Source organism: Micromonospora sp. DT201, assembly GCF_049841575.1.
In the GTDB taxonomy this organism is placed as follows: Bacteria; Actinomycetota; Actinomycetes; order Mycobacteriales; family Micromonosporaceae; genus Micromonospora.
The window spans coordinates 15,773-42,175 of record NZ_JBNCKP010000023.1 but is presented as its reverse complement, the minus strand read 5'-3'; the positions used below and the strand labels follow the sequence as shown (position 1 = coordinate 42,175).

Below are 26,403 nucleotides of genomic sequence, written 5' to 3'. Positions count from 1 at the left end.
GAGCCTGGCGGTTGGGCACCGAGCCGGGTTTCCGGTGTCGGGGACCAACCGCCGGGCGGCGGGACAGTCACTTCTTCTTCGTGACGGCCTCGCGCCAGATCAGACCCGCGATGCTCGGCCTGACCTCGGTGGTGATGACCGCCATCGCCCGCTGGACGAACCGGTCGTCGGTCAGCTGCGCCACCATGCTCGCCGCCAGATCCGCGCGTGCCGTGAACAGTCCGTCCGCGACGTCCTCTGCCACCTGGTAGCGCGTGACGGTCGGGTGGTCGAACAGCCCGGACGGCCGGGCGATGGTCCAGTCCAGGTCGCTGGCGCGTACGAGGGACTCCATGCGCCGCATGTCCTCGTGCGCGGTGCGGCCCATCTTGCGGTTGAACAGCGGATCCATCACGTTGTTGAAGAAGAACTCGCCGGTCGGTCTCCAGGTGGGATCCATGACGCTGGAGCTGACGGTGACCAGGCGCTTCACTCCATGGCGGTGCATCGCGGCCAGGATGTTCGCGTTGCCCGTTGAATACACGGTGATCGGCTTCGGGGTGAGCGGGACGCCCAGGCTGGACAGGACCGCATCGCTGCCAGCCACGGCCCGATCGACGGCGTCCGGGTCCGCGACGTCGGCGCTGACCACGGTGAGGCCGTGGCGGGTCTGGATGTTGTGCGGGCGGCGGGTGACGGCGACGACCTCGTGGCCGGCGGCCAGGGCCTGCTCGGTGATCTGGCGGCCGGTGGGTCCGGTGGCGCCGAAGACGACAGTTCGCATGTGCTCGCTCCTCGTTGCGGGGTTGATGGCGTTGACCGTGGCACCGAGGAGGGGCATTATTCAACCGTGTTGAATAAAACCCGAGGTCGGCCCCGGGGCAATCCCGATACCAAGGCCCGCATCGCCGAGGCCGCCCGCGAGCTGTTCCCGAAGCACGGTTATCCGGGCACGACGGTCCGGGCGATCGCCGCTGCCGCAGGTGTCGACTCGGCGCTCATCAGCTACCACTTCGGCTCCAAGCAGGGCCTCTTCAGCCAGTCGCTCAACCTGCTGTGCGTCGAGCCCACCGCGCTCGACCGTGCCCTGCGGGGTGACCAGGCCGGCTTGGCCGACCGTCTGCTCGACTCGGTCACCGACCTGTGGGACGCCAGCGTGCCCGCCGAGAATCGGATGGCGATGCAGGACGACGACACGATGCGCGCCCTGCGTGACTACCTGGACGGTGAGTTACGCCTCCGCATTGCTGAATTTCTCGGCGGACCCGACGCGACGCGACGTGCCACCGCGGCGGTCGGTGTGCTGGGTGGGCTGATCTTCACGCGGTACCTGAACCCGATCCGTTCGATTGGCGGGCTGTCCCCGGCCGACGTTCGGCAGCTCTTCGGGCCGGCGTTGCGGGCCGCCCTGCACGGTCGACCCCGCCGCGCCTGACTCCTACGTGCAAGATCGCGTCAGAGGTCCTGCCAGTGTTGGCCGTGTGGCAGTCCGGCCAGGCCCGGGGCGGACAGGTGCAGCACCTCGTACTGCTCGGTGGCGTCCTCGTCCTGCGGAACGGCGTCTGCCCACAGCACGAACCTCAGCAGCTCCCAGTGCCGAGGGTCGATGGCGAGGGCGGCAGTGCACACCGTCCCGCTTCGCCAGCGTTGTCAGCTCCGCAATTTCCTGCTCGATCCGGGCAGTCAGGCCCAGCCCGGTGGCCTCGTGGTCGGGGTCGGCCGGCAGCGGGGTGAGCCGGCGTGAGGCGGCCCTCGGGGCCTCGGCGCGGGTGGGACCGGCCACGCTGGCTAGGCCAGTCCAGTGATGCACGATCGGGCGGCCGAAGTCACGAATGATGCCCTGAAAACCGCTCCCGCCAACCAGGAACTGGGCCATGGAGGCCGTGTCGTTCCACAGATAGATGGGAGCGTAGTGGTTCACCGGCGAGCCGTTGCTGCCCCGTTCGCGGATGACGTATGCCTTCAGGCCCAGCCCGCCGGACGGGGTGGCGATCCGCGCGAAGACATCCACAATAGGCATGGCCGGGGCGCTCGAAAGCCAGGCTCGGAGGTCTTGCGGCGGTCATCGTATACAACATACGCTCCCCGGATCGCCCACTCGAGGAGCTCTCCATGACGAACCTCTCCGTCAGCGCAACGAGCCTGCCCCGCCGTCGTGTCCTCCGGGTCGCTGTGGCGGCGGCTGCTGTTGTCTGCACGGTCGTTGCCTGCTCACCGGTGTCGAACAACGGGGATGGCGCCCCGTCCGGCGGCAACCAGGCGGCAGGCCAGGATTCCTTCGGTACGCCGGCCGACCCCGCTGCCGTCAAGCAGGGCGGCGAGCTCGTCATCGCCCTCTCCGCGGAGCCCGACGCGCTGGACCCGACACTGTCGCGAAGCCTCTACTCCCGCTACGTCTTCCAGGCGATGTGCCAGAAGCTCTACGACGTCGACGAGAAGGCGCAGGTCGTACCGCAGCTCGCGACCGCCCTGCCCACCACGAGCAGTGACGGCCGGACGGTGACCATCCCACTGCGTCAGGGCGTGCGCTTCGCGGACGGGACGCCGTTCGATTCCGCCGCGGTGAAGGCCACCCTGCAGCGACACCTCACCAACGCCCGGTCGGCGCGCAAGAGCGAGCTCGGCCCCATCGACAGCGTCGACGCCCCTGACGCGCAGACCGTCGTGCTCAAACTTAAGCAGCCGTTCGCGCCCCTGCTCGGCGCTCTCGCCGACCGGGCCGGCATGATCATGAGTGCGCAGGCGCTGCAGAAGCTGGGCGACGACTTCGCCTCGGCACCGGTCTGCGTCGGCCCCTTCAAGTTCGCCAAGCGGGTGCCACAGAACTCGATCGAGGTCGTCAAGGACCCGAACTACTACGAGGCGAGCGCGGTCCACCTCGACGCCATCACGTGGCGCATTCTCAGCGACGCGAGCATCCGCGCCGCCAACCTGCGCTCCGGCGACGTGCAGGTCGCCGACACCGTCTCCACCCAGGACGTCGTCGCCCTGCGGCAGGACGCGTCGGTCTCCGTGCTGCAGTCGCAGTCCCTCGGCTACCAGGGCCTCACGATCAACATCGGCAACGTCGACGGCGTCGGCACCGCGCCCAAGCCCATCAACCGCCCGCTGGCCCAGAACGCGAAGGTACGGCAGGCCTTCGAGCACGCCATCGACCGCAAGGCGCTTGTCGACGCCGTCTTCAACGGTGAGCACGCCGTCGCCTGCTCGCCGATCTCACCAGCGAGCTCGTTCTCGTCGCCCGAGGCGCAGAACTGCCCGGCGCACGACCCCGCCAAGGCCAAGCAGTTGCTCGCCGAGGCGGGTGTGCAGACGCCGTACACGGTGACGATGCTCGCCTCGAACACGCCCGACACGCTGCGCCTGGCGCAGGCGCTGCAGTCCATGCTCAAGGACGGCGGTTTCGACCTCAAGATCAACCCGGTGGAATACTCGTCGCTCCTCGACGAGCAGGATCGCGGCAACTTCGAGCTGCTGCAGCTGGGTTGGAGCGGACGGATCGACCCGGACGCCAACATCACGAACTTCGTCGGCACCAGCGCCAGCCAGAACGTCTCCGGCTACAGCAACCCCCAGCTCGACACCCTGCTGACCCAGGCCCGCCAGGCCGGCGACATCGAAGAGCGCAAGAAGCTGTACGGGCAGGCGGTAACGCTGCTCCAGCAGGACGACGCGCTGATCTACCTCTACCGGCAGCGGAACCTGACCGCCGTGAGCAAGCAGATCCAGGGCCTGCAGGTCTTCCCGGACGGTGTGATCCGGGCGGCCTTCGCTGGCTTCGCCAAGTAGGTCACCGTGGCCCGGTATCTCCTCACTCGCGCCTGGCAGTCGGCGCTGACTCTGTTGATGTCGACGATCGTGGTGTTCGTCGGTGTGCGGGCGCTCCCCGGTGACCCGGCCCTCGCGCTGGCCGGGGAGGACCGGTCGCCGGAGGCGCTGGAGGCCATCCGTCGGCACTACGGGCTGGACCAGCCACTGCCGGTCCAGTTCGGGCATTACGTGGAACGCCTGGTGCAGGGCGACTTCGGGGTGTCGATCCGCACCGGTACGCCGGTCTCGTCGATGCTCACGACCGCCCTGCCGGTGACCGTCGAGCTGTCCGTACTGGCGATTCTCATCGCCGCGGCGCTCGGGGTTGGCGCCGGTGTGCTCGCGGCGGTCCGTCGCGGGCGCCCGGCGGAGTGGCTCGCCAACGGCCTGGCCCTGATCGGCCTGTCGGTGCCGCACTTCTGGCTCGGGCTGCTCGCGATCCTCTACCTCTCCGTGGCGACCGGCCTGTTCCCCGCCTCCGGCTTCGTGCCGATCCTGGAGGATCCCGTGGACAACCTGCACCACATCGTCCTGCCGGCCGTGATCCTCGGGACAGGCCTCGCCGCGATCATCATGCGGCAGACCCGTTCAGCGATGCTGGATTCACTGTCCTCCGACTACGTGCGGACGGCGAAGGCGAAGGGCCTGCGGCCGCGTGCCGTCATCACCCGACACGCGCTGCGGAACAGCCTCATCGTGGTGGTGACCGTCGTGGGCCTGCAACTCGGCGGTCTGATCTCGGGCGCGGTCGTCACCGAACAGATCTTCGGGCTCCCGGGCTTCGGCAAGATGACCATCGACGCGGTGTTCCAGCGGGACTACCCGGTGATCCAGGCCGTCGTCCTGCTCACCGCGACCGCGTACATCGTGATCAACTTCTTCGTTGACCTGCTCTACTCGGTCATCGACCCACGAATCCGAGTGACGGGAGATCCGGCATGACCGTCCTCACCGTACCGATGGCGGAGACCGCAGCCGCCAGCATCACCCGACGAACGCGTGTGCTGCGGCGGTTGCGCCGCAACCCGCTCGCCGTCGTGAGCTTCGTCGTGCTGGCACTCGCGGCGGTCATCGCGCTGCTCTCGCCGTGGATCGCGCCCTACTCCGTCGACCAGACCGACTTCGCCCGTACGTTCGCACCCCCCGGCACCTCCGGGCACGTGCTCGGCACCGACGACCTCGGTCGGGATGTCCTCTCCCGCATCATGCTCGGCGCGCGGGCATCGCTGCAGGTGGGGCTCCTGGCGGTGGCCACCTCCCTGGTCCTCGGTGTGCCGCTCGGGCTCGCGGCCGGTTACTTCCGGGCCTGGGACGCCGTGATCTCGCGCTTCACCGACCTGCTGCTCGCGTTCCCGTTCCTGATCATGGCGGTGGGGCTGGCAGCCATCCGAGGGGCCAGCCTGGGCAACGCCGCCGTGGCCATCGGCATCGCCCAGATCCCCGGGGTGATCCGGGTCGTCCGCTCGGACACGTTGCGCCTCAAGTCATTGGACTTCGTCGCGGCGGCCGTCGTGGACGGGGCCAGCGACCTGTGGGTGCTGGCCCGGCACATCCTGCCGAACGCGACGTCGGTGATCCTGGTGCAGGCCACGGTCGCCATCCCGGCCGCGATCCTCGGTGAGGCGGTGCTGTCGTTCCTCGGGCTCGGCATCCAACCCCCGGCACCCAGCCTGGGCACCATGCTGGCCACCGCCCAACAGTTCGCCGCCCGAGCACCGTGGGCCGCGGTCCTGCCCGGTGTCGTGATCATGGGTCTGGCGCTGGCGTTCAACGTCTTCGGCGATGCCCTCCGCGATGCCCTCGACCCGAAGGGAGACCGACGATGAGCACCGTCTCCGCGCCCGTGCTGGAGATCCGCGACCTCTCGGTGTCGTTTCCGACCGAGACCGGCACCGTCTCGGCGGTCGACGGCGTCAGCCTGGATCTCGCCCCCGGGGAGATCGTCGGGATGGTGGGCGAGTCCGGGTGCGGCAAGAGCGTCACCGCGATGAGCATCGCCGGTCTGCTGCCGGGCAGCGCCCGGATCACCGGCTCGGTACGCCTCGACGGCACCGAGCTGGTCGGTGCCCGCGAGTCGGCGCTGCGGCGGGTACGCGGCCAGGAGATCGCCTACATCTTCCAGGAGCCGATGACGTCTTTGAACCCGGTGCTCACCGTGGGGCGTCAGATCGGGGAGGTGCTCCAGGTCCACGAGCGGATGTCCCGACGGGCCGCGCGGGCTCGCGCCATCGAGTTGCTGACGCTGGTCGGGATCCCGTCCGCGGCCCTTCGCGTCGACGCCTATCCGCATCAGCTCTCCGGCGGCATGCGCCAGCGCGTGATGATCGCGATGGCGGTGGCCTGCGGCCCGAAGGTGCTGGTGGCCGACGAACCCACCACCGCACTGGACGTCACGGTCCAGGCCGGCATCCTCCAGGTGCTGCGGGACCTGCGCGACCGGCTCGGCACGACCGTCCTCATCATCACGCACGACCTCGGCGTGATCGCCGACATCGCGGACCGCGTCGTCGTCATGTACGCCGGGCGGGTGGTGGAGCGGGCACCGGTCAACGACCTGTTCGCGCACCCGCAGCACCATTACACGGCCGGGCTGCTGTCCGCGTCGCCGCAGCCGGGCCGGCACGCCGGCACGGATCGGTTGACGGAGATCCCCGGGCTGGTGCCCGTCCTGTCGTCCCAGCCCGACGCGTGCACGTTCGCGGATCGCTGCCCGGCCGCCGACGCCCAGTGCCGCGACTCCGCACCACCCCTGGAGGGGCGCGGTGGCACCGACCACCTCGCGGCCTGTTGGCACCCCTGCTCGATGGCACACCAGGAGGCGAACCGATGACGCCGCAGCCCAACGCCCTGGAGATCGAGGACCTGGTGATGCACTTCGGCCCGGTCCGCGCCGTGGACGGGGTGTCCCTCACGATCCCGAGGGGCCGGGTCACGGCCCTGGTGGGGGAGAGCGGTTCCGGGAAGTCGACAGTGGGTCGATGCGTGGTGCGGCTCGTCGAACCGACCGCGGGCACGGTCCAGATCGCCGGTACGGACGTCACCCATCTGTCCCGACGGCGGCTGCGCCCCCATCGTGGTGCGGTGTCGATCGTCTTCCAGGACCCGGCCGCGTCGCTGGACCCGCGGATGCTTGTCGGCGAGATCGTGGCCGAGCCGCTGCGGCTGGCCGGCAAACGGATCTCACGGCGCGAGCGGGAGGCCCGCGTCGCTGGGCAGCTCGAGCGGGTGGGCCTGCGGGCCGAGGTGGCGCGTCGCTATCCCCACGAACTGTCCGGCGGGCAACGCCAACGGGTCAGCATCGCCCGAGCACTGATCTCCGAACCCATGCTGCTCATCGCCGACGAACCGACAAGCGCGCTCGACGTGTCCGTGCAGGCGTCGGTGCTCAACCTTCTCGCCGACCTGCAACGCGACATCGGGTTCGCCTGCCTCTTCATCACCCACGACCTGTCCGCGGTGGAATACCTGGCCGACGACATCGCCGTCATGTACCTGGGTCAACTCGTCGAGAAGGGCACCCGTGAGCGGATCTTCGCCCGGCCCGCCCACCCGTACACGCAGGCACTGCTGTCAGCCGCGCCGGTGGCCGACCCGGTGCGGCAACGGCAGCGTCAGCCGGTGCTGCTCGGCGACGACCTGCCGTCCGCGCTCGACCCGCCGTCCGGTTGCCGGTTCCGTACCCGGTGTCCGCTCGCGTTCGACAGGTGCGCGACGGAAGTGCCGGCGCAGATTCCGATCGGCGACGGCATGGCCGCCTGCCACCTGGTCCAGCCGGACGGCACCGGCCCCGACGTTCGCACCACAGACCCGAGTGAGGTGTTGTCATGACGTTCACTACCAGACCCACGCTGCAGGGCACCTTCGGCATGGTGTCCTCGACGCACTGGCTCGCCAGCCAGGCGGCGATGGGCATCCTCGAACGCGGGGGCAACGCCTTCGACGCCGCGGTCACCGCCGGGTTCGTCCTGCACGTCGTCGAACCGCACCTGAACGGGCCGGGTGGCGAGGTGCCGGCCATCGTGGCCACCGCACAGGACCCGAGGCCGAAGGTGCTGTGCGGTCAGGGGCCGGCGCCGGCCGGTGCCACCATCGCGCACTTCCGGTCCCTCGGGATGGACCTCATCCCCGGGGCCGGTCCGCTCGCGGCGGCCGTACCCGGCGCCGTGGACGCCTGGCTCCTGCTGCTGCGCGAGCACGGCACGCTCACCCTCGCCGAGGTGCTGGAGCCGGCGATCGGCTACGCCGGCGCCGGCCACCCACTGTTGGGCCGCGTCGGTGACACCGTCGCGGCAGTGCGGTCGTTGTTCGAGGAACACTGGCCCACCTCCGCCGCGCTCTGGCTGCGCAGCGGCCGTCCACCGGCCGCCGGGGAGATGTTCGCCAACCCGGTGTACGCGCGCACGCTGAGCAGGCTGGTCGAGGCCGGGCAGGCGGCCGGTGCCGACCGCGAGGCACAGATCGAGGCCGCGCGACGGGCCTGGAGCACGGGTTTCGTCGCCGAGGCGATCGACAAGTTCAGCCGACAGCCGTTCCGCGACTCCAGTGGGCGCCCGAACGCGGGGCTCGTGACCGGCGACGACCTCGCCGCGTACTCGGCGACCTGGGAGGCGCCCACCACCCTCGACTGGCAGGGCTACTCGGTGGCGAAGACCGGCTTCTGGGGGCAGGGCCCGGTGTTGCTGGAGGCACTGGCGGCCCTTGACGCGCTCGACGACCCCGGCGCGTACGACGCGGGGACCGCAGCGGGCGTCCACGCCCAGGTCGAGGCGTTGAAGCTCGCCTTCGCCGACCGGGAGGCCTGGTACGGCGACGGCACCGACGTGCCCGCCAAGGCGCTGCTCTCCCGGGAGTACGCGCGGGAGCGGGCGGCCCTGATCGGCGACCGCGCGTCGGCGGAGCTACGGCCGGGGCGTCCCGACGGGGCGCAGCCACGGCTGCCGGCCCACGTCCAACCCGGTGCGGGGCGTCGCACCGACCCGACGGACCCCACCACGGGGGAGCCGACTGTCCAGTCGGACGGGGTGACCCGAGGCGACACCTGTCACGTGGACGTGGTCGACCGCTGGGGCAACATGATCTCCGCGACCCCGAGTGGCGGTTGGTTGCAGAGCTCACCCACGATTCCAGAGCTCGGTTTCCCGCTGGGCAGTCGGCTGCAGATGTTCTGGCTGGAGGAGGGGCTCCCGTCGTCGTTGGCACCGGGCCGTCGACCGCGTACGACGCTGAGCCCGACGATGGTGCACCGCGACGGGGAGCCGGTGCTGGCATGCGGTACACCCGGCGGCGATCAGCAGGACCAGTGGCAGTTGCCGTTCCTGCTCCGGCATCTCGTCGGCGGTCAGCCCGTTCAGGAGGCCATCGACGCGCCGGCCTGGCACACGCTCAGCCTGCCGGGGTCGTTCTATCCACGGGACATGGAACCCGGCGTCCTGGTGGTGGAGGATCGGATCGACGACGACGTGCTGGCAACCCTGCGGGCGTACGGGCACGAGGTGCGGGTCTCCGACGCGTGGAGCCTCGGTCGGCTCTGCGCCGTGACCCGCGACCCGGCGACGGGTGTGCTCGCGGCCGGCGCGAACCCGCGGGGGATGCAGGGCTACGCGTGCGGCCGTTAGTGCGCGCCGTAGCCACCCTCGGCGTTCTCGTACGCCGCCGCGGACGCCGCGTCGAGATGGTCGAGTGCGGCCCGCTCGGCGCGGTCACCGTCGCCTGACTCGATGGCGTCGACGAGCTGGATGTGCTCGGCCCACGAGTGCGGCGCGCGTTCCGCCGCCCCCAGCCGAAAGACCCACTGCACATGGAGGTAGAGCGACTTGGCGATCGACGACAGCCAGGGGTTGCCACTGATCTGGAGGATGCGCAGGTGCAACGCGCTGTTCAGCTCGGCGACCCGGGCCAGGTCCTGCCGCTGCGTCGCCTCGCGGCCCTCGTCGAGCAGAGCACGTAGGGCCGCGACGTCCGCCGCGGTCGCCCGCTCGGCCGCCAGCCGGGCGGCCAGCGCCTCCAGGCGCTCGCGGACGGCGAACATGTCGGCGATGGTTCCGCTGCTGGGGGAGGCGACGACCGCTCCCCGGCGGGGGAGGATCACGACGAAACCCTCCGCCTCCGCGACGCGCAGGGCCTCCCGAACAGGGTTGCGGGAGACCCCGAAGTCCTCGGCCAGCCGGTCCTCGGTGAGCCGTTCGCCGGGAAGGTAGTCGCCGTCGATGATGGCGGTTCGCAGCGCGGCGAGGACCTGATCGCGTAGCGGCAGGTGTTGCGCGCCGAGCTTGTCCCGCAAGTCTTCAGCCACCTGGGCGCCTCTCCGTAACGTGTCCGAGCTTCGTGTATACGAAGAACAATCTCTGGAGGATAGCCGACAGTGTCGAGCACAGTGCCTCGCGTCACCCGCCCCCACGTCCCAGCCCGGGAGGACCAGCACCTCCTACGGCGGCGGCACGCCCTCGTGGTCGTCCTCACCTTCCTGACCGGGAGTGCCGACGCCGTCGGGTTCCTCTCCCTCGGCGGTGCCTTCTCCAGCGTCATGACCGGCAACATGGTCCTGCTCGGACTCTCGGCGGGCCGAGGTGACGCCGAGCTCGCGCTGACGTCGGGCTGCGCCATCGTCAGCTTCATCGTCGGCGTCCTCGCGGGCGCCCGCGTCGCCGGCCCGGCACAGCCGGGCGATCCGGTCTGGCCACGGCGGGTCACCTGGGCGCTGGTCCTGGAGCTGCTGGTCTTCGTCGTGTTCCTCGTCGTCTGGGAGGTCACGCTCGGCACCCCCGACGCGCATGTCCATCTCGCGCTGCTGATGCTCTCCGCGGCGGCGCTGGGCGTGCAGAGCAGTGCGATCCAACGGTTCGGGGTGGCAGGCCTGTCCTCCACGTACCTGACCGGCACGCTCACGAGCCTGATCGCCGGCGTCGCCGCACGCAGCCCGTGGGGCAGCCTGCGCCCCAAGGCTCAGGTGTTGCTGGCCCTGATGGTTGGCGCGGCGGTCGGCGCCCTGGTCGCCCTGCACCTGCCGGTCGTCGCCCCGGCGCTGATGATCGTGCCGCTGGTGCTCGTCATCGTGGTGTCCGCGCGAATGCGGGCCTGACTGCCGTGGCCGCGCGCAGGCGGGCCTGACTGTTGTGGTGGCGTGCCGATGTCGGCGGGGCCAACGCGGGATGGCGGAGACCCGCCATGTCCGTGCTCCGCCAGCGATCATGCGTTTCAACCGGAAGTCCGTCGCCTGAGAATCGGCGACGGCGGTGTCGGCCTTCCCCGGGCGACCGCCCTAGGGAGGGACGTTCTTCATGCTCAGACCCAGACAGCGGACACGTCGAGCCATGGGCGCCGTCGGTGCCGCGTTGGCCATCGTGCTCGCACTGCCCACGGGTGCGGCCGTGGCCGCGCCCGCGCCCACCGTTGGTGCGGTCGATCCACTGCGCAAGGTGGACCCGCGCGTGCTCGGTTCGGCCCGCGCTGGCACCAACGCCAGCTTCTTCGTGGAGCTGACCGACGAGGCCACGCTCAACCAGAGCGACCTGGACCGGGTCGAACGGGCCGCCGGTGGCCGGGCCGGGCGGGTCGCCCGCACCAAGCGGGTCTACGAGACCAAGCTGGCGCACGCCGAGAAGACCCAGCGCGGCCTGCGCACCCTGCTGCGCAACCGGCACGCGGACTTCACCCCGTACTGGATCGCGAACATCATCGAGGTCACCGGTGACCTGAACCTGGTGACCGAACTGGCTGGTCGGGCGGAGGTCGCGCGGATCACCTCGATCGGCGGGACCAAGCTGGCCGAGCCGGTGCGCACCGCGGGCGCGGCCGCCGACAGTCCTCAGCTGCCGTGGAACCTCACCTCGATCGGCGCCGACAAGGTCTGGCGCGAGTACGGCACCCGCGGCGAGGGCATCGTCGTCGGCAGCGTCGACTCCGGGGTCCAGTACGACCACCCGGCGCTGGTCCGCCAGTACCGTGGCAACGACGGCGACGGCACCTTCAGCCACGACTACAACTGGTACGACCCGACCGGGATCTGCCTGCCCTCGACGCCCTGTGACAACTTCGGGCACGGCACCCACACCGTCGGCACGATGGTCGGCGACGACGGTGACGGGCGGATCAGCGGCGTGGCCCCCGGTGCCACCTGGATCGCGGCCAAGGGCTGCGAGGCCAACTACTGCAGCAACAGCGCACTGCTTGCCGCCGGTCAGTGGATGCTCGCCCCGACCGACCACAATGGCGAGAACCCACGCCCGGACCTCGCGCCGGACATCATCAACAACTCCTGGGGTGGCCACGACGGCGACCCGACCTTCTACGACACGATCATCGACTCCTGGGTCGCCGCCGGCATCTTCCCCGTCTTCGCGGTCGGCAACGAGGCGACCCAGATGCCCGAGCCGTGCGGCTCGGCGGGCCACCCGGCCACCAACCCGCTGGCGTACGCCGTCGGCGCGACCGACGCCACCGGTGTGATCGCTGAATTCTCCAGCCGTGGGCCGGGCCGTGAGGACGCGGTACGGCCGGACGTCACCGCCCCCGGGGTGGGCATCCTCTCCTCCGTGCCGGGCAGTGACTGGGGCATGAGCGACGGCACCTCGATGGCCGCTCCGCACGTCGCCGGCGCGGTCGCCCTGGCCTGGTCGGCGGTGCCGAACCTGCGCCGCGACCTGGCGACCACCCGCGAGCTGCTGGACCGCACCGCGCACGACGTCAACGACCTGCAGTGCGGTGGCACCCCGGCCGACAACAACGTCTACGGCGAGGGCCGGCTCGACGCGTACGACCTGGTGACCCAGGCCTCGACGGAGCAGCTCGGCGGCGTCGTGGTGCACGCGAACATGAACGGGCTCGCGCTGTCCGGGGCCAAGATCACTCTGACGTCGGCTCTGGTCACCCGCGCTGCCCGCACCGACGCGCGCGGCACGGTCCAGCTGGGTCGGGTTCCGGCCGGGGAGTACACGCTGACCGCGTCGTTCTTCGCCCGGCGGACCGTACGTCAGGCCATCACCGTGTCGAGCAGCGGCACGACCAACCTGACTCTGGACCTGTCCGAAGCCGCACCGTGGCAGGCGGTCCAGGGCCGGGTCACCGACCCGGCGGGCAAGCCCGTCGTGGGCGCCCGGTTGACGCTCGCAGGCGAGACGTTCCCGGGGTTCGTCACCGACGCCGACGGCCACTACACGGGGATGCTGCCCGAGGCCGACTACGACCTGCTCGTCGACTACGGCCGGTGGCTGGCACAAAAGACGGTGGCGCTGACCGTGAACGGGCCGGAGACTGTCGACGTGGCGCTCGCCGCGAAGGCCGACCGGCACGGCTACCAGGCCGGCACCGCCGCCGCCGGTTGGGTCGACGGCGGGAGCGTGCTGCCCCTCACCGGCGACACCGCGAGCCGGGGCGTCGACCTGCCGTTCGCGATGACGTTCTACGGCAGCACCTACCGCCGGCTCACGGTGCACACCGATGGTTACCTGACCTTCGGCACCGACGCGACCACCTCGGTCGGCGACAACGGGCCGCTGCCCGCGCCGGCGGTCTCCGCGCCAGCCGTCTACGCCTTCTGGGACGACCTGGTCCTGGACCACGCGTCGACGGTGCGTACCAAGGTGTCCGGGACCGGTGCGGCCCGGCAGTTCGTCGTGAGCTGGTCTCGGGCCGCGCTCAAGAGCGCGCCGAAGACCCGGGTCGACGTCCAGGTGCGACTCGCCGAGAACGGCCGCGTCACCATCGCGTACCGCGAGCTCGGCGCTGGCGCCGCGGCTGCCGGCGGTTCGGCAACTGTCGGCATCGAGGACGCCACCGGCCGCGACGCGCTGACCTACTCGCGGGACGAGCAGATGCTCGACGCGGCGGACGCGATCACCTTCCAGGTGGCCGGCCGTGCGCTGTTGCGGGGCACGGTGAGTGACGCGAACGACCGCCAGCCGCTCGCCGGCGCGACGGTGCAGGTCGAGTCACCGGACGCCGCGCAGCCGATCACCGCGACCACCGACGCCGACGGCTTCTACCAGTTGGAGGCGCCGGCCGGCCGGGTCACGGTGACCGCTCTGCAACCGGGCTACGACCTGCCGGCGAGCACCGTCGACCTGGTCGAGGCGACAGTCGTCAAGCGCGACCTGGCGCTGCGTACGCCGCTGCTGCTCGCCAACCGGAACGCGGTCTCGCTGACCGCACGGGCCGGGGTGACCCGGACCGCGACGGTGAACCTCACCAACCGGGGCGACCTGCCGGCCACCTGGTTGGCCCGGGAAATCAACTCGCCCACGCCACCGACCGGAATCCCCGGCCGGCAGCTCAGCTCGTTCCCGGTCAAGGAGATGTACAACGCGTTCGGCATCGGCTACCGCAACGGCGAGTTGATCGTCTCCAACTCGTACCTGTTCGGGGACATGCAGCGCTTCAACACCGACGGCCGGTCGACCGGCAAGGGCGTGCTGCTGATCGACGGGTGGCCCTCGGACATGGCGTACGTGCCGAGTCGGGACCTGATGTGCGCGCCGAAGATGGCGCTCAGCGGGGACATGCCGATCGTGTGCTTCGACCCGGACACCCTGGAGGTGAAGGAGACCATCACCGGGCCGTGGGCCGGCAAGCTCTACTACGGGCTCGCCTACCGCGCCTCGGACGACACCTTCTACCTCAGCAGCGGTAGCGGCATCCGGCACCTCGCCGGGCTGTCCCACCCGCAGCCCGGATCGGTGCTGGGGGAGTGCACCCCGCCCGTTCCGTGGATCGCCGGCCTGGCCCTCAACGAGGAACAGAACGTGTTGTGGGGCATCAACCAGGACGCCAAGGAGTCGATCTGGGCGCTCGACCCGGCCACCTGCCAGGCGCTCGCCTCGGTGCCGGACCCCGACCCGAACCCGCTCAGCGGCGCCGGTCTCGACCTGGACGAGCAGGGCAACCTGTGGGTGCTCGCTGCCGCGACCCGCCGGCCGTACGGCAGCAAGGTCTACCACGTCGACGGGTCACTCCCGGCGTACAGCGAGGTGTCGTGGCTGTCCGCCGGAACCTCCGGTGAGGTGCAGCCGGGGGCGAAGGACGCCCTGACCATCACCGTGGACACCACTGGTCTGGCGCCCGGCACGTACGTCGCCACGCTGCTGGTCACCAACAACGGTGCGAAGGACGCGTCCACACCGATCACCGTGTCGGTGACGGTCACGAAGTGAGGCACGGGGCCTGCCGACGCCTCGCCGGGTCGGCAGGCCCCCACGTCCGGGTTCAGAGCCAGTCGTTGTGGGCGATGAACCACCCGAGCTGCATCCGGGTGGCGCTGCCGGTCGTGTCCATCAACTGCCGCAGGCGCCGTTGCACCGTACGCAGGGAGATGCCCAACTGGGAGGCGATGGCCTTGTCCGGCAACCCGGTCATCAGCAGCGACAGGATCTGCCGGTCGGTTGGGGTGGGTGTGCTCTGCCGCTCGATGTCGTCGACCGAAGCGCCGGCCGGGGCGAGTCGGAGCGGTGTGGCTCGATCCCATACCTCGCCGAACAGCGCCACGAGCACCTCCACCCAGGTGGCGCCGCGCACCACGAGCGCCCAGGGTTCTTTGCTGTCGTCCCGGGTGGGGAAGGAGATCAGGGCCACCCGGCGGTCCGCGACGGCGAGTTTGCCGGGCACGTTCGTGGCGACCCGTGCCTGTTCACCGGCGGCGACGAATTGGCCGATGTGGGCGGTTGCGCCCGGCCGTTCCAGCCCGCGCTGGTCATACACGACGCGGAAGGCGACTCCCCGGCCGAGCATCTCGATCTCGGTCGGGTTGTCCTGTAGCACGGCCGCGTAGGGCGGGCGGTCGAAGCCGAGCACCTCTTCCTGCGCTCCGCGCAGGAACTGGTCGAACGCCTGCCCGATCGCGGGCGCGCCGACGACCAGTTGGACGTCCTGGTCCAGCGGATCCGCCGGGCGTTGCTGCCGCAGCCAGTCCCACAGGCCGACTCGCGCCTCCTGAAGCTCGCGCATCCGCTGGTTGAGCAGCGATTCGATGGCCAGGTCCGGCGGTGCGGCGCCGGCGCGGCCGGCGACCAGGCGGACCAGCCCGGCCCGCACGAGGACATCCAGCGCGTGGTCCAACTCGGACACCGTGGCCGCGACCCGTGGTGCCAGCTCGGTCGCTGTCCCCGACTGGCCACGGACCAGCTCCAGGTAGACCTTCTCCTCCAGCTCGGTCAGACCGAATGCGCCCAGCAACAGACCACCACACCCAACTCGGGCGGCCCGCCGTGCGCGCGGCTCCGCTCCAGCTGATCTTGGAGCGCTCCCACCGACACGTCAAGGGGCACGACCGCGCGTTGCGAGCTTCAGACGTTGCGGGCGAACAGGGCCAGGCGTACCCGGTTGGGGCTGTCGGTCTTGGTCATCAGGCTGGTGATGTGGGTCTTGACCGTGGTGACGCCGATGTGTAGCCGGTCGGCGATCTCGGTGTTGGACAGGCCCTCGGCGACCAGGTTCAGCACATCCCGTTCGCGGGCGGTCAGGCCCTGCATCGGCCGTGGTGTCTCGGGGCGGGCGTGCACCGCGCGCTGTACGAGGCGTCGCAGCACCTCCGGGCTGAACGGGCTGTCGCCGACGGCGGCCCGGCGGATGCCGTCCAACAGTTCGGTCGGGGGCGCGTCCTTGAGCAGGAAACCGCAGGCTCCAGCCGTCAGGGCCGGGTAGAGGTGGTCGTCGTCGCCGAACGTGGTCAGCACCAGGATGCGGGTGGTGGGGCGTTCGGCGAGGATCCGACTGGTCGCGGTGATCCCGTCGACACCGGGCATGCGCAGGTCCATGACGACAACGTCCGGGAGGAGCCGCGCGGCGAGCGAGATCGCCTCGCGGCCGTTGTCGGCCTCCCCGACGACCTCCACGTCGGGCTGGGCGTCACAGAGCATGCGCAGCCCGGCTCGGATGAGGTGCTGGTCGTCGACCAGCAGCACCCGGATCACGCCGGCTCCGGCGCGGGTGCACCGGCCGGGGTCTCGCGCTCCCGGGGCCCCGGCACGGCCGGCGTCGCGGCGGCTGCGGAAACCACGGCCGGGAGGACGGTGCGCACCCGCCATCCGGCGCCCGCCCGGCCCGCCTCCAACCGGCCGCCGAGGACCTCGACGCGCTCGCGCATGCCGGTGATGCCGTGCCCGCCTCCGAACGGCACCGCCGCCGGCACCGCGCCGTGCCCGTTGTCCGAGACCTCCCAGTGCACCGCCCCGTCGCGGACGACGACCACGAGGTGCGCCAACGCGGACGTCCCGGCGTGTTTGGCCACGTTGGTCAGCGCCTCCTGGGTCAGTCGCAGCACGGCCAGGCCGCGTACCGCGTCGAGTGAGCCGACCGCCGGGTCGATGTCGGCCTCCACGGTGATTCCCGCCTGGCGTGCCCGGTCGACCGCCGCGCCGAGTGCCGCCGGGAGCGCGGACGGCTCGATCGCGGTCAGCGCCGCGTCCCCGCGTACCCCGTCGGGGTCGCGCAGGACCGCGACCAGCCGGCGCATCTCGGCCAGCGCGGCGGTCCCCGTGCCGTGCACGTCGTCGAACACCTCGCCCACCCGGGGGTCCAGGTCGGTGAGCACGTGCCGGGCCACACCGACCCGCAGGACCATCGATGCCACGTGATGCGCGACGACGTCGTGCAGCTCGCGGGCGATGGCGCTGCGTTCGTCGGCGCGGGCGGCGCGGCTCTCCGACTCGTGCCGGCGTTGCTCCGCCTTCGCCCGCTCCACGGCCTGCCGGCCCAGCTCCCGGTTGGTCCGGATGAGCAGACCGAGCAGCAGCGGCACGCCGACCTCCAGGGTCAGCCCGAAGACGCCCGAGGCGAACCGGCCGACCGAATCACCGATCGAGTCGGTCAGGTCGGCCACGGCCAGCAGCCCGGCGGCGAGCCAGATGGTGCGTGCTCGGCGCGCCCGCATGGTTACCTCGAGCAGGGCCCAGCTGGCACCGACCTGGTTGATCGTGAGGTCGTCGACAAGGGGGATCGCGACCGCCAGCAGCCCGGCCTGCACGGCCAGGTTGGCCAGCGGCCGACGGTGCAACACCAGCGTGAGGGCGAACGCGACCACCGCGAGGACCCACTGCGTGGCCGTCGGCGGCAGACCGGCGTGGGTGCCGACGGTCAGGTAGCACAGGCCGCTGAGGTCGAGCAGCACCGTCCGCACGAGCGTGTCCCGTGCGTCGAACAGCCTCCCCGCCCATTTCACGAGGTCAGCCTAGGCCCTGCGGCCCGGGGGCACGTCCCGGGACCAGCGGCTTCGAACCGCGAGGTAGGCGGCCAGGCCGAGCGGGCCGAGCAGGATGGTCAGCACCAGCACCGGAGCCATGACCAGCGCCGGTACCCCCCGTTCCCGGCTGTCCAGCCACGCCCACCGCCCGACGAACAGATCGAACGCGACCATGTGCGCCCAGGCCGCGGCTGCGCCGTTGGAGGTGCCGAGCAGGTCGCGTACCCCGCCCAGGGTCGGCGACGTCACGGCCGGCAGCACGTCGCCGAACGCCGGGATCACCAGCAGCGCGTAGATCGCCACGGCCGGCAGCACGATCAGCGGCGACGAGATGATCCGGGCGGTCCACGACCATCGGGGCAGCAGGATCATCAGCGCCCAGAACGGCGCGGCCACCGCGAACGTCAGGGTGAACAGTGCGCCGGTCATGCGGCCAGCGCCAGTTCCGGTGCGCGCCGGCGAGCCAGCACCAGGCCGGCGGCGGTCGCGGTCGTGACCACCAGGGCCACGACGGCGGCCATCGTGAGCCCGTCCGGGCGCAGCAGCGGCTGTCCGCGCAGTGCCTGCCAGGTCAACAACACCGTGAGTACGCCGTACGCCGCGCCCGCCACGACCACCAGTCGTGCCCGGGTGCGCTCGTCCAGCCGGGTCGCGAACCGGGTCAGCAGGATCGCCAGGATCGGCAGCGCCTGCAGGGCGTGCAGCCCGACGAAATGCCCGATCCGCAGGTCCCCGCCGGTGGTGCTCCAGCCGAGCAACGGCAGCCCCGGCCCGCCGTCGACCACGCCGACCGCGTGCGCCCCGGAGATCCCGTCGATCCCCGAATCCTGCATCGGCAGCACCATCGGCACCGCCGCCAGCATGCCCAGCAGCGACAGACCGAGCCCCCACCCGACCGCGCGGGCGGCGACCCCGTCGGGGATCCGTCGGATCAGCACCACGATTCCGAGGACGAGGTGCGCGACGAACAGCACCATGATCGCCGTACCCATCGCCGTGAAGAGCGCCGCGTTCAGTGGGCTGGTCCCGTTGAAGTGGCTGGTCTGCCCACGGAGCACCTGCCCAACGATCACCACCATCTCGATCACCGCCATCGCGACGATGACCGTACCCGCCCACTCCGCGACCCGGCTGCGGCGCGGCAGCAGGGAGAGCATCCAGGCGAGGGTCGTGCCGTACAGCACGAAGGAGATGGCGAATTTGAACGGCTTGAGCCAGATTGGCGACCCGGTGAGGACGCGCGAGTCGACGAGGATGCCGATCGCGGAGATGACGGTGAGCACCGCCATCGCGGACACGAAAATCATCAGTGGGCGGTGCCAGTGCGCCGCTCGGCGCAGGTCGATTGTCATGTCGTAGATGCTCGTGGTCCTGCCCGCCGATCGCGTCCGACCGGTGGCCCCGGTTGCGGCCGGCGGTCGGAGCGGACCTCCTCCCTGAGTAGGAGGCGATTTCCTCGGTGCGCTTCCGGTCATGCGACCAACGCCAGGTCGGACCGGCTCCGGCGAGCCAGCACAAGCCCGGTGGCGGCCGCTGTCGTGACCACCAGGGCCGCGACTGCGGCGAGCGTGACCGCGTCCGGGCGCAGCAGCGGCTGTCCGCGCAGTGCCTGCCAGGTCAACAACACCGTGAGTACGCCGTACGCCGCCCCCGCCACGGCCACGAGCCGTGCCCGGGTGCGCTCGTCCAGCCGGGTCGCGAACCGGGTCAGCAGGATCGCCAGGATCGGCAGTGCCTGCAGGGCGTGCAGCCCCACGAAGTGCCCGATCCGCAGGTCCCCACCGGTGGTGCTCCAGCCGACCAGCGGCAGACCCGGTCCACCGTCCAGGACACCCACGCTGTGCGCCCCGCCGATTCCCTCGATCCCCGGGTCCTGCATCGGCAGCGCCATCGGCACCGCCGCCGCCATGCCCAGCAGCGACAGGCCGAGGCCCCACCCAACCGCGCGGCGGGCGGCCCAATCGGGGATCCGTCGGATCAACACCACGATTCCGATGACGAGGTGCGCGAAGAACAGCACCGTGATCAGTACGGCCATCGACGCGAGGAGGATGGTGTTCACGGGGGTGCTGGCGTTGAAGTGGCTGGTCTGCCCGCGCAGCACCTGCCCGACGATCCACGCGTTCTCAATCAACGCGATCGCGGCGATGAGGGTGGCCGCTCTCTCCGCGACCCGGCTGCGTTGCGGCAGCAGTGTGAGCATCCATGCGAGGGTGACGCCGTACAGCACGAAGGACACCGCGAACTTGAACGGCTTGAGCCAGATAGGCGCTCCGGTGAGGACGCGCGAGTCGATGACGATGCCGGCCGCGCTGACGACAGCGAGCACGGCCATCGCGGACACGAAAATCATCAGTGGGCGGTGCCAGTGTGCCGCCCGGCGCAGATCGATTGTCATGTCTGTAGATAATCGCGACCGTAGCCGCCGGTCGCGTCCGACCGCGAGCCCCGGAAACGGGCCGGCGGTCGGAGCAGGCCTCCTCCCTGGGTAGGAGGCGAAACCGCCGGCGCGCTTCGCCGGTCCTGGCACAATGGCCGACCTGCCGACCGGACCGGGAGTGACCATGACGACCAATGAGGACCGTGTTCAGCCGAACGAGACGACGGTGCCACTGCTGCATTGCCCGGCGCCGGCGGAGACCCTGGCGTTCTGGCGGGCGCTCGGGTTCGAGGTGGCCTACGAGCAGCTCAAGCCGTACGTGTACCTGGCTTTCACCTGGAGTGGGTTCCAACTGCACTACGGCCCGGCGCCCAAGGGCCTGGACCCGGCGAAGGAGGCGTCCGGTGGTTGCCTGGTGATGGTCGACGCGGTCGCGCCGTACCACGCGGCGTTCACCGAAGCGATGCGCCGCGCGTACGGCAAGGTGCTGGTCAAGGGTCTGCCGCGGATCACCCGCTACCGTGCCGGGGCGTCGCGGTTCAGCGTCGTCGACCCGTCGGGCAACACCATCGTCTTCATCCAGAGGGACGAGCCGCAAGAGGTGGAGTACGGCGGGTCGAAGGAGTTGCAGGGCCTGGCGCGAGTGCTCGACAACGCGCGGATCCTGCGCGAATTCAAGTCCGACGACCGGGCGGCCTACCGGGCGCTCGACTCGGGGATGCGCCGCCGTGCCGATGACGCGCCGATGGTCGAACAGGCGATGGCGCTCGCCGGCCTGATCGAGCTGTCGGTCGCGCTCGAGAAGGCGGAGCGCGTACCCGAATGGGGGGCCCGTCTCCAGGCGCTGTCCCTGACTGCGCAGGAGCGGGCACAGGCGGAGCAGTACGTCGCCGACCCCGCCCTGCTCAAGCCGTGGCTGCCCGACGCGACCTGATCGCCCGACGGCTGCCTGCCATGCCGATGTGCTGTAGCGGTATACCTCAGAGGTATGAATATGACTCTGAGGTATATCGCTCACTACCGCATCCGCCCTGTCGGAGGTGACCGACGGTCACCGCCGGCTGCCGGCTGCGCTCACAGCACAGGCCGGGGTTGGGACTTACTCGTCTAGGGGCGGAGCCTGGTGTCGTCGCCGAGGACGGCCTCTGCCAGCCGTTCCGGGAACATGCGCCGCACGCTCGTCGAGTATTCACTCCCGTCGCCGGGCTGCGTGACGCGGTCACCGTCCACCCGTACGGGTGTCGAGACGCCGGTGACGACGCCTGGGCCCGCCGCTTCGCAGTGCGCCCAGGCGAACGACGAGGAACCCTCCCGCCCGAGCAGGCGGACCTTGCAGGTGCCCGGTCCACCGAGCAGTTCGAGGGGGAGGAGCGTCGCGAGACGCTCCTCCTCGGCCCGAACGTCAGTCGCGGTGCGGTCCGGTAGTGGGTAGGGCGGCTCGGAACAGCCGGCGAGCAGCCCGATCGCCAACCCGAACACCACGACGTGGCGGCGAATCACCCATCGAGCATCCCATCGGAGTGGGCCGCCGGGAAGACCATCGTCTTTCAGCCAGCGTGCCGAGCGGGAGCACGGCGGGTTGCGGTGCTGCGGTAGAACAGCGCGGCTACGCCGGTGAGCATGACCAGCAGTAGCCCGGTGAACCAGGTCATCGCGGCGACGGTGCTGATGGCTGCCTTCAACAGCAGGCCGGCACCGATGCCGGCGACCATGCCGCCGACCAGGAACGCGGTCAGGTTGGCGGTGTGCATCCCCACCAGCCCCGGGCCGGTGGGCGGTGTGCAGGTCGTGCAGGTACGCGGTGGCGGTCGCGGTGATCAGGCCGATGCCCAGACCGGTGACCAGCCGGGCGAGCAGCAGGATCGGCGGTCGCCGGCGCCGAAGGCGTGAGCACAGTGATCGTCACCGACGCCGACCTCGACTGGACGCTGTCGCTCGCCACCCCGGTCGACCGCCCCGTCGGTGCAGCGGCCCGCGCCCTGATCGCCCTGACCGCCGACTTCCTGCCCTGACGGGCCGAACGTTCGACTTCGTCATACGACATCTCGGCGCCAACGTCTGGTCAATCGACAGAGCGCCGCAAAAATACCGCTTTCGGGTAATAGCCCTTAACGTGCCTACAACTTCCGTTAGCTTTCGAAGGAGAGGAAAACTCGTATTCATCCCATCGTGCGCGTAAGGAGCCAATGATGAAGCGCAGCGTAGCGCTCGCGGCAGCCCTCCTGGCCGGTCTGACCAGCGTCGGATCGATCCCCGGGACCGCCTCCGCCGACGGCGGCGGCCCCGGTTACCACGACGACCGTGGGGGAGGTGACTACCAGCACGGTGACGAGGGCGCGGTCTTCGTCCAGACCAACAAGGCCGAGGGCAACACCATCAAGGTGTACGACCGCGACGAGGACGGCCGCCTCACCAAGGCGGGCGAGTACGAGACCGGCGGGCTGGGCGGGTTCACGATCGGGGCGCCGGTCGACGCACTGGCGTCGCAAGGGTCCTTGACCTACCACCGTGGGCTGCTGTTCGCCGTGAACGCCGGCAGCAACACCGTGACGGTCTTCGAGGTTGACGGCACCAAGCTGCACAAGCTTCAGGTCATCTGGTCCGGAGGTCTGCTGCCGGTCAGCGTCGCGGCCCGCGGTGACCTCGTCTACGTCCTCAACGCCGGTGGCGAGGGCTCGGTGCAAGGGTTCCAGTTGCACAAGGGGCGCCTGTCGCGGATCGACGACGCCAACCGGTCGCTGGGTCTGCACAACGGCAACCCGCCCGCGTTCGGAACCGCCCCGGCCCAGATCAAGATCGACCCGGACAGCGAGTTCGTGTTGGTGTCGACCAAGGCCGCCAACGTCATGTTCAGCTACGAGATCGGTCGTCACGGCGAACTGGCCCGCAACCCCGTCATCAGCGACGCGGGGGACGGTCCGTTCGGCTTCACCTTCGACACCGACGACACGCTGCTGGTCACCGAGTCCAACGCGAACGCGGTCAGCCGATTCGAGCTCGACGACGACGGCGTCCTCGACCAGATCGGGCCGTCGGTGCCCAACGGTCAGCAGGCGACGTGCTGGATCCAGCGCGTCGGCGACTTCTTCTACGCCGCCAACGCCGGCAGCTCCACCATCAGCTCCTACCGCGTCAACGACGACGGCAAGCTTGAGCTTGTCAAGTCCGTCGCCGTCGACACCGGCGGCGGGTCGATCGACATGACCACCAGCGACGGCTTCCTGTACGTGCAGAACGCGGCCGCCGGCAACGTGCAGGGCTACGAGGTGGACAAGGACGGCTCCCTGACCCTCGTCACCACTGTGGAGGGTCTGCCGAAGTTCGTCGACGGCATCGGCATGGAAGGCATCGCCGCCTCCTGACTGCGTCACCCACTGGTCCCGGTCGCTCGTCGACCGGGACCAGTACTTTCCCGAGGTGCTGACCTCGATCGGCGTTGAGTGTCGGGGTGAGTTGCGAAAGCCGAATACCCTGCGGCCATGACACGTCGAGCTGTGGTGGCCGGCATCTCTGGGGCGATTCTGCTCATACTGGCCTGCTCGGTCGCCATGGGGACGACAGAAGAACCCGCCGCGGCGCCGACCGTCAACGCTGGCGCGGCCGACACGGCAAAGGCGATCGGCGTGCTGAGGGCAGGCAGGGCGTTCATCGATCAGACGAGCTTCCGCGTCGATGTCGACTTCGCGAGTCAGATCACGACGCTCTCGCGCACCGACAACGTCAAGAAGCGGGGCATCACCACGGCTGCGATGTCCGGTCGTGTCACCGAGATCCGGATGATCGACAACGACGTCTACCTGAAGACCGACGTGGGCCTCCAGGGAGTCGGCCACGAATGGATGACCCTCGACCCGGCCCGGGTGCCGTCGAACTTCGCCCTCAGCTTCGCGCCGGGCAAGAACGACCCTGGCGGCTCGGCCCGCCTCATCGACGCGATCGTCACCGCACGGGTGGACGGCTCTGAGATCACCGGGACGTTCGATGTGACCCGGGTCGCCGACGGCACCGGGATCAACTTCCGCCCCCCTCTAGGAGAGACGTTTCCCGACAGCGCCCGTAGCCACCCGTTTCGCGCGACGCTGGATGCCGACGGCCGGCTTGTTGGTTTCCTGATCCCCGCCGGCAGTGGGCTGCCGAACGCGTCTCTTCGCTACAGCGACTTCGGTGCGGCTACCGGCGTCACCCGCCCGGAGGGTGCGGTCGCCGCGCCCGAAGCCCTGTACCCCCAGCTCGGGCTGAACGGCTGACTACCGGCTGACCCCACCGATCAACGTGCTGCGGCTCAGCCTGCACCCCGACGGCATGGCCCCGCGCATCCGTAACCTGCCCTCAGAAGGGCCATCGGTCGTGGGATCCCGCCTCGATGAGCGGGATCATCGCGAACGCGGCGTCGGACAGGCCGCCGAAGGTGTGGCGGTTCGTCGTGGTCGGCGTGTGACCGACCCGGTATCCGGCCAGGTTCCAGGTGTACACAGGTATCTCCGCGGGCACCGCCGCGGCGACGTTCGCCGAGCGGTGCCAGTGGGCCTGCTCATCGGTGAGGATGACCACCCGGTCGTGCCGGTCGAAGTGCGTCCGCACCGCCTTCTCGGTGTCGGTGCCCATGCCGAGGAAATAGCCGTCGTCCTTGAACCGCCGCACCGCCGCGAGCACCGACTCACCCGCCAAGGGCGGGAACACCCGGCTGTCATTGGAGAACGACACCACCGTGGTCGCCTCGGCCCGGGCGGCCAGCGCCAGACCGAACACCGTGGCGGCGTCCCAGCAGAGCAGCGTGCCGTCCTTGCTGAAAGTGCTCCGCATCGAGCCGGACGTGTCGATGAGGATGAGGGTTCGACCATCCAGGGCGGGCACGTTCGTCAGGGCGTGCTGCAACGCCTTCTCCAGCGGGTACGCCCACCGCAGGCTCGGTGCCGCGTTGTACGCCGACAGGAAGCGCATCGGCAGCACCCGCGAGGTCGCGACCTCCCCCGGATCCGAGAGCTTGGCCGCCACGCTCTCCGCGACGGTGTCGCTGACCCCCACCTGGTCGAAGTTGCGCAGGTTACGCAGCAACGCCAGGTAGCCCATGGTCGGGATGACGGACTCCCACGCCGCGGCGTCCATCGCGTTCTGTCGCCAGCCGGCCAGGGCCTCCCACGTCATACCGGCCGCGCCCAGCGCCGCCGGATCGGTGACCGCCCGACGCTGCTCGACCGGCATCGCCATGAGCGCGTCCCGTGCCGCCAGCATCCGCAGCGACGACGGCAGCGGGTTGTCCCGCCGGTGTCGCCGGTCCAGCGCGTGCTGGAACAGGTCACCCTGCCGGTCGTCCTTCGCGGTGGGGTGAGTCAGATCGATGACGTCACCGAATCGCACCTGGCTCCCGACCGAGTCGTACTTGAGCAGGCTCCGCTCGGTGTACAGCCGGACCGCGGCGTCGGCGATGCCCCGCTTGACCGGCTTGGGCAGGGCCCGACCGTGGTGTGCCAGCCAGTACGCCAGCGCCTCGCCCGGCTCGTCCGCGCGCTGCAGTGCGGAATTCACGACGGCCCGTGAGCCCGCGATCCCCGCGGCGACCTGGGCGCGGGCACCCTCCAGGGCCGCCACCACGGACGCCGAGCGCATCATCGCGCCGGACCGGAGCCACGGTACGAAGCGGCCGAACCAGTCGGGATCGGCAACGGCGACGGCGACGACCAGGTCCCGGAAACGAGCGTCCCGGGTCGTGGCACCCTCGTAGAAGGTGCCCTCGCCGACCATGTTGGAGACTCCGAGCAGGAACAGCTCGAGTCGCGGCTCACGGGTGAAGCCGGGTGCGCCCTCGGCGGTCGTCGGCTGCTGCCGGCTCTTACGCAGCTTGAGGTTGAACTTGGCCATGACGTCCCCCGTCAGTCGGCCGGGAAAGCGCCACCGCACCGCACGCCCGAGATCAGAAGTGGACACGGTGTTGCGGGCTCGAACCGCAGGCCCTTGCCGGGCCCTTACCAAGAAGTAGCCGTATCCGTCGCACCGGGCGTGCGGCGTGAGCGCATCTCCCGAGATCAAAGCGGCGACGGCGACTGGCCCTTGCGGGCCAAGGTGACCT

Annotated in this window: 24 protein-coding genes and 1 pseudogene; 13 read left to right on the top strand and 12 right to left on the bottom strand. The window is 70.4% G+C overall.

Annotated elements, in window-relative coordinates:
• Positions 1–67: 67 nt before the first annotated feature.
• Complete coding sequence (locus ACLQ28_RS28850; protein WP_425689403.1) at positions 68–763, bottom strand: NAD(P)-dependent oxidoreductase; 696 nt, start codon at positions 761–763, stop codon at positions 68–70.
• 66 nt (positions 764–829) lie between these two features.
• Between ACLQ28_RS28850 and ACLQ28_RS28845 the strand changes: the two genes are divergently transcribed.
• Positions 830–1,414: a TetR family transcriptional regulator gene (locus ACLQ28_RS28845; protein WP_425689402.1), complete on the top strand. Its 585-nt coding sequence runs from the start codon at positions 830–832 to the stop codon at positions 1,412–1,414.
• Between the two features lie 20 nt (positions 1,415–1,434).
• Here ACLQ28_RS28845 and ACLQ28_RS28840 read toward each other — a convergent pair.
• Positions 1,435–1,999 (bottom strand): annotated as a pseudogene (locus ACLQ28_RS28840) (DUF4865 family protein).
• A 92-nt stretch (positions 2,000–2,091) separates the two neighbouring features.
• On the opposite strand from ACLQ28_RS28840, the gene ACLQ28_RS28835 reads away from it, so the two are divergent.
• Genes ACLQ28_RS28835 through ACLQ28_RS28810 form a run of 6 tightly spaced genes read left to right on the top strand, consistent with a single transcriptional unit; the run spans position 2,092 to position 9,404 of the window.
• Positions 2,092–3,768, top strand: a complete 1,677-nt coding sequence (locus ACLQ28_RS28835) for an ABC transporter substrate-binding protein (protein WP_425689401.1) — start codon at positions 2,092–2,094, stop codon at positions 3,766–3,768.
• Between the two features lie 6 nt (positions 3,769–3,774).
• Positions 3,775–4,731, top strand: a complete 957-nt coding sequence (locus tag ACLQ28_RS28830) for an ABC transporter permease (RefSeq protein WP_425689400.1) — start codon at positions 3,775–3,777, stop codon at positions 4,729–4,731.
• Complete coding sequence (locus tag ACLQ28_RS28825) at positions 4,728–5,615, top strand: ABC transporter permease (RefSeq protein ID WP_425689399.1); 888 nt, start codon at positions 4,728–4,730, stop codon at positions 5,613–5,615. Before ACLQ28_RS28830 ends, ACLQ28_RS28825 begins: the two co-directional genes overlap by 4 nt.
• A complete protein-coding gene (locus ACLQ28_RS28820) occupies positions 5,612–6,619 on the top strand; it encodes an ABC transporter ATP-binding protein (RefSeq protein WP_425689398.1) in 1,008 nt (335 codons plus the stop codon). Before ACLQ28_RS28825 ends, ACLQ28_RS28820 begins: the two co-directional genes overlap by 4 nt.
• Positions 6,616–7,617 (top strand): ABC transporter ATP-binding protein, encoded by a 1,002-nt coding sequence (locus tag ACLQ28_RS28815; protein WP_425689397.1) that lies wholly within the window; start codon positions 6,616–6,618, stop codon positions 7,615–7,617. Before ACLQ28_RS28820 ends, ACLQ28_RS28815 begins: the two co-directional genes overlap by 4 nt.
• Positions 7,614–9,404 (top strand): gamma-glutamyltransferase family protein, encoded by a 1,791-nt coding sequence (locus ACLQ28_RS28810; RefSeq protein WP_425689396.1) that lies wholly within the window; start codon positions 7,614–7,616, stop codon positions 9,402–9,404. The genes ACLQ28_RS28815 and ACLQ28_RS28810 overlap by 4 nt, the downstream gene beginning before the upstream one ends.
• Here the strand turns inward: ACLQ28_RS28810 and ACLQ28_RS28805 are convergent.
• On the bottom strand, positions 9,401–10,081 hold the full coding sequence (locus ACLQ28_RS28805) for a GntR family transcriptional regulator (RefSeq protein ID WP_425689395.1): 681 nt from the start codon (positions 10,079–10,081) through the stop codon (positions 9,401–9,403). The genes ACLQ28_RS28810 and ACLQ28_RS28805 overlap by 4 nt on opposite strands.
• 69 nt (positions 10,082–10,150) lie before the next feature.
• On the opposite strand from ACLQ28_RS28805, the gene ACLQ28_RS28800 reads away from it, so the two are divergent.
• On the top strand, positions 10,151–10,867 hold the full coding sequence (locus tag ACLQ28_RS28800; protein ID WP_425689394.1) for a YoaK family protein: 717 nt from the start codon (positions 10,151–10,153) through the stop codon (positions 10,865–10,867).
• A gap of 199 nt (positions 10,868–11,066) precedes the next feature.
• Positions 11,067–14,933 (top strand): S8 family serine peptidase, encoded by a 3,867-nt coding sequence (locus ACLQ28_RS28795; protein ID WP_425689393.1) that lies wholly within the window; start codon positions 11,067–11,069, stop codon positions 14,931–14,933.
• Positions 14,934–14,985: 52 nt separating this feature from the next.
• On the opposite strand, the gene ACLQ28_RS28790 is transcribed toward ACLQ28_RS28795, so the two are convergent.
• From ACLQ28_RS28790 to ACLQ28_RS28765, 6 genes are all read right to left on the bottom strand, one after another.
• Positions 14,986–15,951 carry a helix-turn-helix domain-containing protein gene (locus tag ACLQ28_RS28790; RefSeq protein WP_425689392.1) on the bottom strand — a complete coding sequence of 322 codons (966 nt, stop codon included), beginning with the start codon at positions 15,949–15,951 and terminating at the stop codon, positions 14,986–14,988.
• 110 nt (positions 15,952–16,061) lie between these two features.
• Complete coding sequence (locus tag ACLQ28_RS28785; protein WP_425689391.1) at positions 16,062–16,688, bottom strand: response regulator transcription factor; 627 nt, start codon at positions 16,686–16,688, stop codon at positions 16,062–16,064.
• The gene (locus ACLQ28_RS28780; protein ID WP_425689390.1) at positions 16,685–17,935 is read right to left on the bottom strand and encodes a sensor histidine kinase; all 1,251 of its coding nucleotides are present in this window, start codon (positions 17,933–17,935) and stop codon (positions 16,685–16,687) included. The genes ACLQ28_RS28785 and ACLQ28_RS28780 overlap by 4 nt, the downstream gene beginning before the upstream one ends.
• 9 nt (positions 17,936–17,944) lie before the next feature.
• Positions 17,945–18,385: an ABA4-like family protein gene (locus tag ACLQ28_RS28775; RefSeq protein ID WP_425689389.1), complete on the bottom strand. Its 441-nt coding sequence runs from the start codon at positions 18,383–18,385 to the stop codon at positions 17,945–17,947.
• Positions 18,382–19,308, bottom strand: a complete 927-nt coding sequence (locus ACLQ28_RS28770) for a hypothetical protein (RefSeq protein ID WP_425689388.1) — start codon at positions 19,306–19,308, stop codon at positions 18,382–18,384. The genes ACLQ28_RS28775 and ACLQ28_RS28770 overlap by 4 nt, the downstream gene beginning before the upstream one ends.
• Positions 19,309–19,427: 119 nt before the next feature.
• On the bottom strand, positions 19,428–20,354 hold the full coding sequence (locus tag ACLQ28_RS28765) for a hypothetical protein (protein ID WP_425689387.1): 927 nt from the start codon (positions 20,352–20,354) through the stop codon (positions 19,428–19,430).
• A gap of 166 nt (positions 20,355–20,520) precedes the next feature.
• On the opposite strand from ACLQ28_RS28765, the gene ACLQ28_RS28760 reads away from it, so the two are divergent.
• On the top strand, positions 20,521–21,270 hold the full coding sequence (locus ACLQ28_RS28760) for a glyoxalase (RefSeq protein ID WP_425689386.1): 750 nt from the start codon (positions 20,521–20,523) through the stop codon (positions 21,268–21,270).
• Positions 21,271–21,443: 173 nt separating this feature from the next.
• Here the strand turns inward: ACLQ28_RS28760 and ACLQ28_RS28755 are convergent, their stop codons facing one another.
• Entirely contained in the window at positions 21,444–21,836 is a 393-nt protein-coding gene (locus ACLQ28_RS28755) for a hypothetical protein (protein WP_425689385.1), read from the bottom strand.
• 47 nt (positions 21,837–21,883) lie between these two features.
• Positions 21,884–22,087 carry a hypothetical protein gene (locus tag ACLQ28_RS28750; protein WP_425689384.1) on the bottom strand — a complete coding sequence of 68 codons (204 nt, stop codon included), beginning with the start codon at positions 22,085–22,087 and terminating at the stop codon, positions 21,884–21,886.
• 135 nt (positions 22,088–22,222) lie between these two features.
• On the opposite strand from ACLQ28_RS28750, the gene ACLQ28_RS28745 reads away from it, so the two are divergent.
• From ACLQ28_RS28745 to ACLQ28_RS28735, 3 genes are all read left to right on the top strand, one after another.
• Positions 22,223–22,348, top strand: coding sequence for a hypothetical protein (locus ACLQ28_RS28745; protein ID WP_425689383.1), 126 nt, complete (start codon positions 22,223–22,225; stop codon positions 22,346–22,348).
• Between the two features lie 177 nt (positions 22,349–22,525).
• Complete coding sequence (locus ACLQ28_RS28740; RefSeq protein ID WP_425689382.1) at positions 22,526–23,698, top strand: lactonase family protein; 1,173 nt, start codon at positions 22,526–22,528, stop codon at positions 23,696–23,698.
• Between the two features lie 132 nt (positions 23,699–23,830).
• The gene (locus ACLQ28_RS28735) at positions 23,831–24,583 is read left to right on the top strand and encodes a hypothetical protein (protein WP_425689381.1); all 753 of its coding nucleotides are present in this window, start codon (positions 23,831–23,833) and stop codon (positions 24,581–24,583) included.
• 82 nt (positions 24,584–24,665) lie between these two features.
• Here ACLQ28_RS28735 and ACLQ28_RS28730 read toward each other — a convergent pair whose 3' ends face one another.
• Positions 24,666–26,195 carry a TROVE domain-containing protein gene (locus ACLQ28_RS28730; RefSeq protein ID WP_425689380.1) on the bottom strand — a complete coding sequence of 510 codons (1,530 nt, stop codon included), beginning with the start codon at positions 26,193–26,195 and terminating at the stop codon, positions 24,666–24,668.
• Between the last annotated feature and the right edge of the window lie 208 nt (positions 26,196–26,403).